This is a genomic window from Micromonospora sp. WMMC273 (assembly GCF_027460285.1).
Lineage (GTDB): Bacteria > Actinomycetota > Actinomycetes > Mycobacteriales > Micromonosporaceae > Micromonospora > Micromonospora aurantiaca.
Genome location: NZ_JAPZBE010000001.1, coordinates 6330586 through 6344587 on the forward strand (window position 1 = coordinate 6330586; position 14002 = coordinate 6344587).

General features: G+C 72.5%; 13 protein-coding genes. 9 read left to right on the forward strand and 4 right to left on the reverse strand.

The features are described from left to right. Nucleotides 1-67: 67 nt before the first annotated feature. Together O7611_RS29485 and O7611_RS29490 are read right to left on the reverse strand one after the other, a co-directional pair. Nucleotides 68-643, reverse strand: a complete 576-nt coding sequence (locus O7611_RS29485) for a YbjQ family protein (RefSeq protein ID WP_194802200.1) — start codon at nucleotides 641-643, stop codon at nucleotides 68-70. Nucleotides 644-655: 12 nt separating this feature from the next. Further along, entirely contained in the window at nucleotides 656-1339 is a 684-nt protein-coding gene (locus O7611_RS29490) for a S1 family peptidase (RefSeq protein WP_194802199.1), read from the reverse strand. A gap of 472 nt (nucleotides 1340-1811) precedes the next feature. On the opposite strand from O7611_RS29490, the gene purS reads away from it, so the two are divergent. The 4 genes from purS (at nucleotide 1812) to O7611_RS29510 (ending at nucleotide 6273) form a co-directional block, all read left to right on the forward strand. After that, nucleotides 1812-2075, forward strand: coding sequence for a phosphoribosylformylglycinamidine synthase subunit PurS (gene purS / locus O7611_RS29495; protein WP_013473439.1), 264 nt, complete (start codon nucleotides 1812-1814; stop codon nucleotides 2073-2075). Next, a complete protein-coding gene (purQ, locus tag O7611_RS29500) occupies nucleotides 2072-2755 on the forward strand; it encodes a phosphoribosylformylglycinamidine synthase subunit PurQ (protein WP_018785472.1) in 684 nt (227 codons plus the stop codon). Before purS ends, purQ begins: the two co-directional genes overlap by 4 nt. 64 nt (nucleotides 2756-2819) lie before the next feature. After that, a complete protein-coding gene (gene purL / locus O7611_RS29505) occupies nucleotides 2820-5513 on the forward strand; it encodes a phosphoribosylformylglycinamidine synthase subunit PurL (protein ID WP_194802198.1) in 2694 nt (897 codons plus the stop codon). Between the two features lie 10 nt (nucleotides 5514-5523). Further along, complete coding sequence (locus tag O7611_RS29510) at nucleotides 5524-6273, forward strand: 2-phosphosulfolactate phosphatase (RefSeq protein WP_194802214.1); 750 nt, start codon at nucleotides 5524-5526, stop codon at nucleotides 6271-6273. Between the two features lie 68 nt (nucleotides 6274-6341). Here the strand turns inward: O7611_RS29510 and O7611_RS29515 are convergent, their stop codons facing one another. Then, entirely contained in the window at nucleotides 6342-8654 is a 2313-nt protein-coding gene (locus O7611_RS29515) for a carboxypeptidase-like regulatory domain-containing protein (protein ID WP_194802197.1), read from the reverse strand. A gap of 160 nt (nucleotides 8655-8814) precedes the next feature. On the opposite strand from O7611_RS29515, the gene O7611_RS29520 reads away from it, so the two are divergent. From O7611_RS29520 to amcA, 5 genes are all read left to right on the forward strand, one after another. Continuing rightward, on the forward strand, nucleotides 8815-9168 hold the full coding sequence (locus O7611_RS29520) for a sterol carrier family protein (RefSeq protein WP_194802196.1): 354 nt from the start codon (nucleotides 8815-8817) through the stop codon (nucleotides 9166-9168). A 168-nt stretch (nucleotides 9169-9336) separates the two neighbouring features. After that, a complete protein-coding gene (purF, locus tag O7611_RS29525; RefSeq protein WP_013283425.1) occupies nucleotides 9337-10854 on the forward strand; it encodes an amidophosphoribosyltransferase in 1518 nt (505 codons plus the stop codon). A gap of 57 nt (nucleotides 10855-10911) precedes the next feature. After that, complete coding sequence (gene purM, locus O7611_RS29530; protein WP_013283426.1) at nucleotides 10912-12066, forward strand: phosphoribosylformylglycinamidine cyclo-ligase; 1155 nt, start codon at nucleotides 10912-10914, stop codon at nucleotides 12064-12066. Between the two features lie 127 nt (nucleotides 12067-12193). Next, nucleotides 12194-13285: a cyclophane-forming radical SAM peptide maturase AmcB gene (amcB, locus tag O7611_RS29535; RefSeq protein ID WP_269698185.1), complete on the forward strand. Its 1092-nt coding sequence runs from the start codon at nucleotides 12194-12196 to the stop codon at nucleotides 13283-13285. Further along, complete coding sequence (gene amcA / locus O7611_RS29540; protein WP_135242751.1) at nucleotides 13266-13478, forward strand: multiple cyclophane-containing RiPP AmcA; 213 nt, start codon at nucleotides 13266-13268, stop codon at nucleotides 13476-13478. Before amcB ends, amcA begins: the two co-directional genes overlap by 20 nt. A gap of 151 nt (nucleotides 13479-13629) precedes the next feature. Here the strand turns inward: amcA and O7611_RS29545 are convergent, their stop codons facing one another. Next, a complete protein-coding gene (locus O7611_RS29545; protein WP_013283429.1) occupies nucleotides 13630-13845 on the reverse strand; it encodes a DUF3073 domain-containing protein in 216 nt (71 codons plus the stop codon). Nucleotides 13846-14002: the final 157 nt, after the last annotated feature.

Consider the following 14002-nt stretch of genomic DNA (forward strand, 5'->3'; position numbering starts at 1 on the left):
AAGTTGGCGGCACTCAAGGAGATCATTCCTGCCGTCAACTTCATGATCGACCCGGTGAACGGGCCGGTCAGGGGCCGGTGGGGGTTTCGGCTGCGGAACTCAGGTTGGGGGCGGACGCGGGTTCGGCGATGCCGCCGGGAGCGGAGGCGATCTCCGGGTCGTGGGCGGTCTCGGCCGCGATCGCCGGCTGGTCCGGCGGCATGACGTCAGGCATCTTCGGCGCGACGATCACCGCCGTGCCGTACGCGCAGATCTCCATCCACATCTCGCCGCAGTCCCGGCTGTCGAAGCGCATGCCGATCACCGCGTTCGCGCCCAGGCGGCGCGCCTCCTCGCCGAGGCGGGCCACCGAGTCGGTACGCCACCGGGTCAGGTTGTCCGGCGCCATCGGGTCGTAGGCGCCACCTCGCAGGTTCTTGACCCCCTCGCGGTACGGGTTGCGGGTCCTCGCCATCGAGGAGACCACTTCGCCGAGGATCTGGCGGATCTCGTAGCCGGGCAGTTGATCCGTCGTCACGACCAGCACACTTCCGATGCTGTCAGTCCCCGGCCGGGTGGTTCGCGAGCCGTGTTCAGCTGAACGGATGCTGAAAAACGGAGCGGCGCGGACGGCCGGGACGCACCCGGCCGATCCGCGCCGCATCGGCATCAACCGTCAGACACCGGCCGTCGAGGTGATCCAGGACCGGTTGTACGCGACACTGCCGTAGTTCTGGATCGTGGTGCCGTTGGCGGTGGAGGCCACGCCGACCTGCCGGCCGTTGTAGAACTGCGGGCCGCCCGAGTCGCCGCGCCACGCGTTGCCGTTGACCCGGGTGCTCCGGATCGCCTGGCCACCGTACGCGTCGGTGACGCTGGTGCTGGTCACCTGGACGGTGGCGGTCTTGAGCTGGGGCGACGCGCCGCAGCCGCTGTAGCAGGTCATGCCCCAGCCGTAGATCGTGTTCGTCGAGCCGACCGGCGGGTTGCTGCTGGCGAGCGAGACGGCGGAGGTGCTGACCGTGCTGGACAGGCGCAGCAGGGCCAGGTCGTAGCGGGTGTAGGAGGCGCTCACGGTTCGGGTCACGCCGCCCGAGGCGTAGTAGACGCTGCCGACCCGGACCGACATGGTGCCGCTGACGCAGTGCCGGGCGGTGAGCACCCACTGGGGCGCGATCACGCTGCCGGAGCAGGTGAACGAGCCGTTGCTGAAGACGGCGGCAGCCCACGGCGCGGACGAGACGGTGCCGCCGCCGATGATCGGCTGGGGGCCGGCCGGCGCGGCGGTGGCGCCGGAGGCGGTGGCCAGGACGCCGGCCAGCGCGGTGGTCAGCACGGCGAGCAGGGGACGGAGGCGCATGTCGGGGCTCCTTCTGCGCGGACGCCCGGGGGTTGCCGGGCAGGGGGTGATACCCGCCGGCTTGGGGTGGGCCGGCGAGGGACATCGATCTAACTCATCGACATCTGACGATGCATGCTACGACCGCGACACCCTCTGTCACAAGGTGCGGATCGAATCACGCCGATGGCGTGACGCGCGCCGCGTACCGCACGAGTGTGCTGTCGGATACCGGTCCAAGGTGGGGTGTTTCACGGCAGAATGCCTGCTGGGAGGCGTTGTCGAAGGGCTCCGGCGAGCACGCAGCGCAACGAATTCGCATCGACGCCGCAACGAACGGGCAACGGTGCCGGTCCGGCCCTGCCGGTGGCGCCGATCGGTGCCGGAACTGCCCCCGGCCGGTGCGGGCCGGGCGGTATCTGCCAGGTAGGCTGGCTGCGCTCGCCCGATTGTTGGGCCGGCACCCAACTGCGTACACAGTCAGGAGTGCCCAGTGCCTCGCGTCGTAGTCGACGTCATGCTCAAGCCCGAGATCCTCGATCCGCAGGGCCAGGCCGTCGCAAACGCGCTGCCCCGCCTCGGCGTCAGTGACGTCGCCTCGGTTCGGATCGGCAGGCGGATCGAGATCGAGTTCACCGGCGAACCGGACCTGGACCGGGCCCGGGAGATCGCCGACAAGCTGCTGGCCAACCCGGTCATCGAGGACTTCACCGTCCGCGTGGTCACCGCCGACGAGACCGCGGGCGCGCAGTCGTGACCGCCCGGGTCGGTGTGGTCACCTTCCCCGGCTCGCTCGACGACGGGGACGCGGCCCGGGCCGTACGGATCGCCGGCGCCGAGGCGGTCCGGCTCTGGCACGGCGACCCGGACCTGCACGGGGTGGACGCTGTCGTCCTGCCCGGCGGCTTCTCCTACGGCGACTACCTGCGCTGCGGCGCCATCGCCCGGTTCGCCCCGGTGATGGAGACGATCGTCCAGGCCGCGCGCGGTGGCCTGCCGGTGCTCGGCATCTGCAACGGCTTCCAGATCCTCTGCGAGGCCCATCTGTTGCCCGGGGCGCTCACCCGCAACCAGCACCTGCACTTCCGCAACCGGGACCAGGTCCTGCGGATCGAGAGCACCGGCACCGCCTGGACGAACGCGTTCCAGCCGGGCCAGGAGGTGCTCATCCCGGTCAAGAACGGCGAGGGCTGCTACGTCGCCGACCCCGCGACGCTCGACCGGCTGGAGGGCGAGGGCCGCGTCGTCGCCCGCTACGTCGGCGGCAACCCCAACGGATCGCAGCGCGACATCGCGGCTATCACCAACGAGGCCGGCAACGTCGTCGGCATCATGCCGCACCCCGAGCACGCGGTGGAGGCGCTCACCGGCCCCTCCCTGGACGGCCTCGGCTTCTTCACCTCGGTGCTCAAGCATCTGGTGGGAGCGCCGGCGTGATGGTGGCCGGGAACATCGGTCGGCTCACCCGCCGCACCGGCGGCGAGCGCAGCAAGGAGACGTCATGACCACCCATCCGGACCCGGCCCTGCGCGAGGCGCAGGGCGTGGTGCCGCAGGCCGGCCCGAACGACGACTGGGCGCTGGGCGTGGACACCGTTCCCCGGGCCGCCGACTCGCCGGAGGAGCTTCAGCCGTACGCCGAGCTGGGCCTCCGCGACGACGAGTACGACCGGATCCGGCACATCCTCGGCCGCCGGCCCACCCAGGCCGAGCTGGCCATGTACTCGATCATGTGGAGCGAGCACTGCTCCTACAAGTCGAGCAAGGTGCACCTCCGCCAGTTCGGCGAGAAGGCGCCGCCGAGTGACCGGCTGCTCGCCGGCATCGGCGAGAACGCCGGCGTGGTCCGGGTCTCCGACGAGCTGGCGGTGACCTTCAAGGTCGAGTCGCACAACCACCCGAGCTTCGTCGAGCCATACCAGGGCGCGGCGACCGGCGTCGGCGGCATCGTCCGCGACATCCTCGCCATGGGCGCCCGCCCGGTCGCCGTGATGGACCCGCTGCGCTTCGGCGCGGCCGACCACCCGGACACCGCCCGGGTCCTGCCCGGCGTGGTCGCCGGCGTCGGCGGCTACGGCAACTGCCTGGGCCTGCCCAACATCGGCGGCGAGGTCGTCTTCGACCCCTGCTACCAGGGGAACCCGCTCGTCAACGCGCTCTGCCTGGGCGTGCTGCCGGTCGACCGGCTGCAGAAGAAGGACGCCACCGGCCCCGGCAACATCGTGGTGCTGATGGGCGCCAAGACCGGCCGCGACGGCATCGGCGGCGTGTCGGTGCTCGCCAGCGCCACCTTCGACGAGGGCAGCGAGCAGCGCCGCCCGTCCGTGCAGGTGGGTGACCCCTTCATGGAGAAGCTGCTCATCGAGGCGTGCCTGGAGCTGTACGACGCCGAACTGGTCGTCGGCATCCAGGACCTCGGCGGCGCCGGCCTGACCTGCGCCCTCACCGAGACCGCCGCCTCCGCCGGCACCGGCATGCGGGTCTGGCTGGAGCGCGTGCCGCTGCGCGAGCCGTCGATGGAGCCGCACGAGATCCTGGCCAGCGAGTCCCAGGAGCGGATGCTGCTCGTCGTCTCGCCGGACAAGCTCGACGCCGTGCTGAAGACCGCCGAGAAGTGGGGCGTCTGGGCCACCGCCATCGGCGAGGTCACCGCACCGTCGGCGGACGGCCAGCCGGGCCGCCTGGTCATCACCTGGCGCGACCAGCTCGTGGTGGACGTGCCGCCGGGCTCGCTCGTCGACGACGGTCCGGTGTACGCCCGGCCGATGCGTGAGCCGGCCGACCTGATCCTGCTCCAGGCCGACCGCGCCGAGACGCTGCCCCGGCCGAGCACCCCGGAGGCGCTCCGGGAGACCGTGCTGCGCATGATCGCGTCGCCGAACCTGGCCGACAAGACCTGGGTCACCGAGCAGTACGACAGGTACGTGCTCGGCAACACCGTGCTCGCCCAGCCGGAGGACTCCGGCGTGATCCGGATCGACGAGCGCAGCGGCCTCGGCGTCGCGCTCTCGGTCGACGGCAACGGCCGGTACGCCCGCCTCGACCCGTACCACGGGACGAAGCTGGCGCTGGCCGAGGCGTACCGGAACGTGGCGGTGACCGGCGCGAAGCCGATCGCGGTGACCAACTGCCTGAACTTCGGCTCGCCGGAGGACCCGGGCGTGATGTGGCAGTTCGCCGAGGCCGTGCGCGGCCTGGCGGACGGCTGCCTGGAGCTGGGCATCCCGGTGACCGGCGGCAACGTCAGCTTCTACAACCAGACCGGTGCCGCGGCCATCCACCCGACCCCGGTGGTCGGCGTGCTGGGCGTGCTCGACGACGTCGCCGACCGCGTACCGATGGGCTTCGTGCCGCGTCCGGCCGGCGACCACGACCAGCTGTTCCTGCTGGGCGAGACGCACGTCGAGCTGTCCGGCTCGGAGTGGGCCTGGGTGACGCACGAGCACCTGGGCGGCATCCCGCCGCAGGTCGACCTGGCCCGTGAGCGGCAGCTCGCCGAGCTGATGGCCGAGGCGGCCCGGGTCGGGCACCTCAGCTCCGCGCACGACCTGTCCGACGGCGGTCTGGCGCAGAGCCTCGTCGAGTCGGCCCTGCGTCGCGGCGTGGGCGCCCGGGTCGTGGTCCCGGAGCACTTCGCCGGTGGCTCGATGCCGTTCGTCTTCCTGTTCAGCGAGTCCGCCGGCCGCGTGCTGGTGTCGGTGCCGCGCGGCCACGAGAAGGCGTTCACCGCCCTGTGCGCCGAGCGCGGCGTGCCGTGGGAGTTCATCGGCGTCACCGACCCGGCCTCCGGCGCACTGGAGGTGCACGGCCAGTTCCGGATCGGCCTGGACGAGCTGCGCGAGGCGCACACCGGTACGCTCCCGCGCCTGTTCGGCGCCGCCGAGGCGGCCCGGGTGGAGGTGGAGGCGACCCGTACCGGGACCACCACTGTGCTTCCGGCCACCGCCGAGCAGCCGGTCGGGGTGGACCCGGCCGCTGTCGACGCCGAGCCGATCGCCGAGGCCGGCCGGGACACCCCGCCGGCCGACGCCGAGGCGTCCGCACCCGCTGTCGAGGCGCAGTCCGACGCGCCGGACGAGGCCGCGCAGGCCGACGCGACGACGCCCGTGGACGGAACCCCGGCCCAGGACGAGTCGGAGAATGCCGACGGGTCCGACGGTCCGGCTCCCGGTGAGCCGGCGCCGGGTCAGCGCTGAGGCGCTGGCCTTGGCCGTCTTCGCCCAACCCGGCTCCGGTGCCCGGTTCGACTGGGGACTGACCGGGGCGGCGGAACTCGGCCGGGTCTGTGCCGCCCTGGTGGTGGTGGACGTGTTGTCGTTCACCACCGCCGTGGAGGTGGCGGTGAGCCGTGGCATGCGGGTGCACCCGTTCCCGTGGGGTGAGCAGGCCGCCGACTACGCCCGCCGGGTGGGTGCCGTGGCCGCCGTGGGCCGCCGGAAGACGACTGCGGAGCACCAGTGGTCGCTGTCCCCGGCGGCGCTGCGGGCCGCGCCGGTCGTCGCCGACCTGGTGCTGCCCTCTCCGAACGGCTCGGCGATCAGCGCCGCCGCCAGCGCCACCGGAGTGCCGGTGGTCGCGGCGTGCCTGCGTAACGCACCCGCCGTCGGGCGCTGGCTCCTGGCCGAGGGGTACGGCTCGAAGGACGCACCCGTGGGCGTGGTGGCGGCCGGGGAGCGCTGGCCCGACGGGTCACTCCGGCCGTGCGTGGAGGACCAGCTCGGTGCGGCCTGCGTACTCGATGCGCTGGCCGGGGTGCCCGGCGGGCTCTCGGTGGAGGCTGCGATGGCGCTCGCCGCGCTGGCGAGCACGCCGGACGTGCCGGCGGCGGTCCGGGGCTGCGTCTCCGGGCGGGAACTCGCCGAGGGCGGCTTCGCCGAGGACGTCACGGTGGCGACCGAGGTGGGCGTCTCCGACGTGGTGCCGGTGCTCCGCCAGGGCTACTTCGCCCCGGCCTGATTCCCCCTGCTGACGACTGTGGCCGCCCGCTGTTCGCGGACGGCCACAGTTCTCACATCTGGTGCCGGTCAGTCGTCCAGCCAGTCGAGGCGTCGTCCGCTCCGGTCCGCCTGCCCGTCCGGGCGGGCGCGACCAGCCTGCGCCGGGTCGTTGGGGTAGCCGTTGTCGTAGCCGCCCGCGCGCTGCTGCGGCGGCTCCTGACCGTATCCGCCCTGCTGGCCGTAACCGCCCTGCGGGGCCTGGCCGTAGCCGTCGCCGTATCCGCCGCCCTGCTGGCCGTAGCCGCCGGACTGGTGGCCACCGTCGTAACCGCCACCGGTGTTGCCGTAGCCACCGGCCGACGCGTCGCCGTATCCGCCCTGCTGACGGCCGTTGTCGTAGCCACCTGTCGCGCCGCTGTCGTAGCCGCCCTGGGACCGGCTGTCGTAGCCACCGGGGTTGTCGTAGCCGCCCGCGGGCGCGTCGCCGTATCCGCCCTGCTGCCGGGTGCTGTCGTAGCCGCCGGCCGGGGCGTCGCCGTAGCCGCCGGCGGGGGCGCTGTCGTACCCGCCGGTCGGCGCGTCGCCGTAGCCGCCGCCCGCCGCGCGACCGCCGCCGTAGCCCGGGGCGTCGCCGTACCCGCCGGTCGGGTTGTCGCCGTAGCCCCCACCGGCGGCGTTGCCGTAGGCGCCGGTGGGCTCGCCGTACCCGCCCTGCGGGCGGGCGCTGTCGTACCCGCCGGTCGCGCCGTTGTCGTAGCCGCCCGACGCGGCACCGCCGTAGCCACCGGCCGCACCGTAACCGTCGCCCTGCTCCGGGCTGCGGCCGTACGGGGCCGAGCCGGCCTGGTCGTAGCCGCCGCGGTCCTGCTCCGGCTGGTAGGTGCTGGTCGGGTACGGGTCGGCCGCCGGCGCGTACTGCGTGCTGTCACCGGTGTAGCGGCCGGTGGGCTCGTCGAAGCGCTCGTTGCCGTAGCCGCCGCCCTGGGCCGCGTAGCCGGCCGCGCCCGCCGCCGCGCCTGCGGCGTAGCCGGCACCGGATGACGGGCCGTTGCCGTAGCCGGCACCGGAGGAGGGGCCGTTGCCGTAGCCGCCGCCCGAGGAGGGCGCGTTGCCGTAGCCGCCCGCGCCGCCGTAACCGCCCTGGCCCGCTGCGTCGTCGCCGTAGCCGTAGCCGCCCTGGCCGCCACCTGCGCCGTACGCCGGGCCGGGCGGCGCGCCGTACGGGTCCGGCGGGACGTCGTCCACGACCGGCCGCTGGAGCATGGTGGGGGCGTCGCTGATCGAGGGGCCGCCGACCATCGTCGCGGCCGGCCCGGCGCCCATCCCGTTCACCACCCGGGTCTGGTCGTCGGTGCCGTGGTAGGCGCCCCGGGCGCCCGGGATCGCACCGGCCCCGCCGGGACCACCCGGACCGGCCGGCCCACCCGGACCGTCGCCGTCACCGTCGTCGCCCTCGTTCTTGCGGCGCATGTAGAGCAGCACGATGGTGCCCACGCCGACGGCGACGAACAGGCCGCCGAGCAGGATGAGCAGCCAGGAGCCGAAGCCGCCGGAATCCTCGTTCGCGGCCGGCTGCTGCGCGGCGGGCGCCTCGGCCGACGGGGTGTCGGTCGCCTCCTCGTCGAGCGGCTCCTCGGACGGTGGGGCGGACTCACTCGCCGACGGGCTGGCGCTCGGGCTCGCCGACGCCTTCAGCTGGATGCTGAGTCGGACGCCGGTCACCGACTGGCCGGCGTTCGCGTTTATCGACCGGGCGACCGGCGAGGCGCCGTCGGTGGAGGCGCCGAGGTCGATCCGGCCGGGCGCGATCGGGTTGGACTCGGAGCCGCTGAAGCTGAAGTTGCCGTTGCCGCTGGTGTTGGTGCGGCGTTCCTTGCCCGCGCTGTCGCGGAGCATGACCAGGGCGCCCTCGATCGGATCGCCGTCGGCGTTCACCACCTTGCCGGACACCGTCTTGACGGTCTGCGGCTGCTGCGGCGCCTCGACCTTGCCCTTGACCGCGAGCTGGAAGTTGCCGGTGGCCGGGTCGGAGTTGTTGGGCCGGACCTGCACCGTGACCGAGGCGTTGGCGTCCTGCGCGTTGTCGTTGGCGCGGATGGTGAGCAGTTGCGTCCGCGGCCTGTTGTTCCCGGGCGGGAAGTTGATCTGACCGCAGCCCGAGGCACAGCTGACGCCGGACGGCAGGCCGGTCAGGCCGATCTCCGCGCTCTCGTCGCCGTCGCCGGGAGTGACCTGGACGCTCACGGTCGCGTCGCTACCGGCGTTGACCGTAATCGATCCCGGAGAGACGCTGACGTTGGCGGCGAAGGCGGGAGCTGCGGGGACGGTGAGCAGGGCGCCGAAGACCAGCGCTACGACCACACCGGCCCGCTGCTTCCAGGCACGTCGGTGTGTTGACACGTCCACCGCCTTCCGGGTCTGATCGCCCCGCCGGCCGTTCGGCCGAGGTTGATCACTCACGGTACGAATAACGCCGTCGGCAACTATGCCTTGTCTGACCGGATCATCTCTACCCAGGGCCGCCGTCGGACGGCCTTCTGCCGGGTCGTATCGTCCCGTCGTGTCCTCTCCGCACGCTTATTCCGAAGCGGTACTCGCCGCCCTGGCGGCGCTGGACGAGGGGCGTACGCCCGAACGGCCGGTGCTCCGGGAGGCGGTCCGGACCCTCTTGGCTGCCCTCGCGGATCGCGCCCCCGGCCGATCGGTGGAGGTGCGCGTCCCACCCTACGGTGCGGTCCAGTGCGTGAGTGGTCCACGACACACCCGCGGCACGCCGCCGAACGTGGTGGAGATGGATCCGGCGACCTGGCTGGCGGTCGCCACCGGGCGCCGGGGATGGGCGGAAACGGTCACTGAGGGTCGCGTCCGGGTTTCCGGAAATCGGGCTGACCTCTCCCCGTACCTCCCTGTTTAGGCATCAAGCAGCGCAAACTCTGCTCACGCTGAGCGGACGCTTCGTGACTGTCGGTGTCGACTGCTGGTCGCGTACACTGAGAGCCGACGACGGTCCCGGCCCATGTGTGCGGAGCTGCCCCCCTGACTCCGCCAGGCCAGTCCAGACCCCACTGCGAGGGAGCGGCAGGTGCCCCGAGGCGATGGCCGGCTGAGCCACGACCTTGACCCCCAGCGACCCGGCCCACAGGACGCGTGCGGCGTCTTCGGCGTCTGGGCGCCGGGTGAAGAGGTCGCCAACCTCACCTACTTCGGGCTCTACGCCCTCCAGCACCGCGGTCAGGAGGCCGCGGGCATCGCGGTGAGTGACGGCTCCGGTGTCGTGGTCTACAAGGACCTCGGCCTGGTCGCCCAGGTGTTCGACGAGCCGACGCTGGCGAGCCTGCGCGGGCACGTCGCGATCGGGCACGCGCGCTACTCCACCACCGGCGGCTCGACCTGGGAGAACGCCCAGCCGACGATCCGCGCCACGACCGCCGGCACCACCATCGCCCTGGCGCACAACGGCAACCTGGTGAACACCGCCGAGTTGCAGCGCGAGGCCGCCGTGCGGGGGCTCGACTCGGACGGCTCGACGAACGACACCTCGCTGGTCACCATGCTGCTGGCGAGCCGGCCCGACCTGTCGGTCGAGGCGGCCGCGCTGGAGGTGCTGCCGCAGCTGCGGGGCGCGTTCAGCTTCGTCTTCATGGACGAGTCGACGCTCTACGCGGCGCGTGACGCGCATGGCGTACGCCCGCTGGTGCTCGGCCGGCTCGAACGCGGCTGGGTGGTGGCGAGCGAGACCGCCGCGCTGGACATCGTCGGCGCGAGCGTGGTCCGCGAGGTCGAGCCGGGCGAGCTGATCGCCATCGACGAGAACGGGCTGCGGTCCAGCCGGTTCGCCTCGCCCGAGCCCAAGGGCTGTCTCTTCGAGTACGTGTACATCGCCCGGCCGGACGCCACCATCGCCGGTCGCAACGTGCACGCCGCGCGGGTGCAGATCGGCCGCCAGCTCGCCAAGGAACACCCGGTCGAGGCCGACCTGGTGATCCCGGTGCCGGAGTCCGGCACGCCGGCCGCGATCGGCTACGCCGAGGAATCAGGCATCACCTACGGCCAGGGCCTGATGAAGAACCCGTACGTCGGGCGCACGTTCATCCAGCCCTCGCAGACGCTGCGCGCGCTCGGCGTCCGGCTGAAGCTGAACCCGCTGCGCCAGAACGTCCGCGGCAAGCGCCTGGTCGTGGTGGACGACTCGATCGTGCGGGGCACCACCCAGCGGGCGATCGTCCGGCTGCTGCGCGAGGCGGGCGCGCTGGAGGTCCACGTCCGGATCTCCTCGCCGCCGGTGAGCTGGCCCTGTTTCTACGGCATCGACTTCGCCACCCGCGCCGAGCTGCTCGCGAACGGGCTCGACAACGACGGCATCCGGCGGTCCATCGGCGCCGACTCGCTCGGTTACGTATCGCTGCCCGGTCTCATCGCCGCGACCGAGCAGCCGAAGAGCCGGCTCTGCCGGGCGTGCTTCGATGGGGAGTACCCGATCGAACTGCCGGCCGGGAACCTGATCGGCAAGCACGTGCTCGAAGGAGTGGGACGCCGGGTCGCCGCCGAGGCGGCCGGGCCGACCGGTCCGCTCGTCGCCACACCGACCCACCACCCGTAGCACCACCGACGCGGGTCCGGCCGCTCCGGGCTCGCGGGAACCACAAAGGGGAGAACCGTGACGCACGTGTCCGAGCGCAGCGGCGCAGGATCCAGCCCGACGGGCGCCGGCGGCGACCGCCAGCCCTGGTCGGCGGGGTCCGGCCGGACGCAGCGCAAACGCTCGGTCTCGTACGCCGACGCCGGGGTGTCGATCGAGGCGGGCGACCGCGCTGTCGAGCTGCTCAAGTCCAAGGTCAAGGAGACCCGGCGCCCCGAGGTCATGGGCGACCTGGGCGGCTTCGCCGGCCTGTTCCGGCTGGACACGAAGAAGTACAAGAACCCGATCCTGGCGTCCTCGACCGACGGCGTGGGCACCAAGCTGGTGATCGCCCAGCAGCTCGACATCCACGACACGGTCGGCATCGACCTGGTCGCGATGGTCGTCGACGACCTGGTGGCCTGCGGCGCCGAGCCGCTGTTCCTGCTCGACTACATCGCCACCGGCGAGGTCGTGCCGGACAAGGTCGCCGAGATCGGCGCCGGCATCGCGGACGGCTGCCGGTACGCCGGCTGCGCGCTGCTCGGTGGCGAGACCGCCGAGCACCCGGGCGTGCTGCGCCCCGACGAGTACGACATCTCGGCCACCGGCGTCGGCGTGGTCGAGGAGAGCGAGATCCTCAGCCCGGAGCGGGTCGAGGTGGGCGACGTGGTGATCGCGATGCGCTCGTCCGGCCTGCACTCCAACGGCTACTCCCTGGTCCGGCACGTGCTGCTCGGCGCCGGCCGGATGCGGCTGGACGTGGTGATCGACGACTTCGGCCGCCAGCGGACGCTGGGCGAGGAGCTGCTCACCCCGACCAAGATCTACGCCCAGGACTGCCTCAAGCTGATCGCCGAGGCCGAGGTGCGGGCGCTGGCCCACGTCACCGGCGGCGGCATCCCCGGCAACCTGGTCCGGGTGCTGCCCGAGCACGTCGACGCGGTGGTGAACCGCTCCACCTGGAAGCCGCAGCCGATCTTCGACCTGATCCAGTCCAAGGGCCGGATCGAGGACCCGGAGATGGAGGCCACGTTCAACATGGGCGTCGGCATGTTCGCGATCGTCTCCGCCGAGGACGCCGACCGCGCGCTGGCCACCCTGACCGGCCGGGGCGTGGACGCCTGGCAGGCCGGCGAGATCATCGAGGGGTCCGGCAACGTGCAGATGGTCGGACAGCACACCCGAGGCTGATCACCCTGCGCCGATCGGCCGGGCACGTGATCGGGGGTTCACCCGAGCGGTCGCCGCGGCCTAGCCTGGAGGTTCGGTTTTCAGGCAGGCGGGGGAGGTGCTGATGGCTGCGCGCGCACCCGAAGGGATGCGGGGCATCGCCGCCGTCCCGTCGTACGTGGTGATGCAGCCGACGACCTTGTGCAACCTCGACTGCGCCTACTGCTACCTCCCGTTCCGGGCGGTCGACAGGCGGATGCCGGTGGCCGTCGCCGAGGCGGTGGCGGCATCAGTGAACCCGTGGGCGGCGGGCGGTCGCTTCTCCGTCGTCTGGCACGGCGGCGAGCCGCTCGCGGCCGGCCGGGAGCACCTGGCCGCGCTGCTGGCGCCGTTCGGGCCGGACGTCGAGCACCACGTGCAGACGAACGCCACGCTGATCGACGACGCGTGGTGCGCGTTCTTCGCCGAGCACCGGGTGCGGGTGAGCGTCAGCGTGGACGGGCCGCGGGCGCGCAACGGCGAGCGGGTCACCCGGGGCGGGCGGCCCGCGTACGACCGGATCGTGGCGGGTGTGGCGGCGCTGCGTCGCCACGGCCTGCCGTTCTCGGCGCTCGCGGTGGTGTCGCGGCCGGAGCCGGGCCTGGCGACCGAGCTGTACGACTACTTCCTCGACCTGGGCTGCGACGTGCTCGGCGTCAACATCGAGGAGACCGAGGGCGTCAACACCCGGACGAACGCGCGCGACGAGGGCGCGGTCACCGGGTTCTGGGCCGAGCTGGTGGCGGCCTGGCGCCGGGATCCCCGGATCCACCTGCGCGAGGTGGAGTGGTCGCTGCGGTACGCGGGCGCGGTGCTGGCCGGCACCGCCGACGACCTGCTGCCGCGCAGCCTCGACCCGATTCCGACGGTCGGGCACGACGGTTCGGTGGTGGTGCTCTCGCCGGAGCTGGCCGGCTTCACCGACCCCCGGTACGGCGACTTCGCCAGCGGGAACGTGCTCACCACGCCGCTGGGGGACATCCTCGCCGGCGCGGCCGGTACGCCGTGGGTGGGCGAGTTCGTCGCCGGCGTGGAGGCGTGCCGGGCGTCCTGTGCGTACTTCGGGTTCTGCGGCGGTGGGCACGCCGCCAACCGTTACTTCGAGCTGGGGCGTTTCGACGGTACGGAGACCGAGCACTGCCGTAACAGCAAGATCCGCCTACTGGAGGGAGTGTTGGAGCATGCCCGAGACCATCAGTGACACCGACCGGGAGGCGGTCGCCGACCGGGTGCGGGACGCCGCTGCGGGGCTTACCGCTCTGCTCCACGAGGCGGAGGCGGCGCGGCTGCTGCGGGCGGAGGTGTCAGGCGGTGACGGCGCCGACGCGGTCTGCGCGTGGAACCACTTCGAGAACATCCCGACGTTCTACAACTGGAACAACCGGCCGCGCTGAGGGGACGGTTCCGCGATCAAGGACCTGCCGGCGCGTCGGAGCGGGGCGCCCCGGAGCGCCGGCAGGTCCCTGATCGTCGGTCGTACGCCGGCTCAGCAGAGCACATGCGTGAGCACGCGGGGGTTACCGCGTGCTCAGATGTGACCGGAGGTCAGCGGGTCGGACGAGCCCAGGTGTCCGGGTCGTCGTCCGCGTGGTCCTCGTCATCGTCGTCGACATACTCTTTGTAGTCGTCGTCGAAGTTGTGCTCAGACTTTCCACTACCCGCCAGTTCGCGCTGCAAGGCGGTTAGGTCGGTGTTCGGGGAGTGGTACTTCAACTCCCGGGCCACCTTCGTCTGCTTGGCCTTAGCACGGCCGCGCCCCATGGCTCGACCCCCTCGCACAGAATGCGGGGCAGCCCGAAGGCGGGCCCCGATGACGTCAGGCATCTCTCGTGGCTCTTACGGTACATGGGGATGCCATCGTTCGGCACCTCGGGTCACCGTCGACCGGACCTGCGCGTCGCGGTGGTCCAGCTGTCAC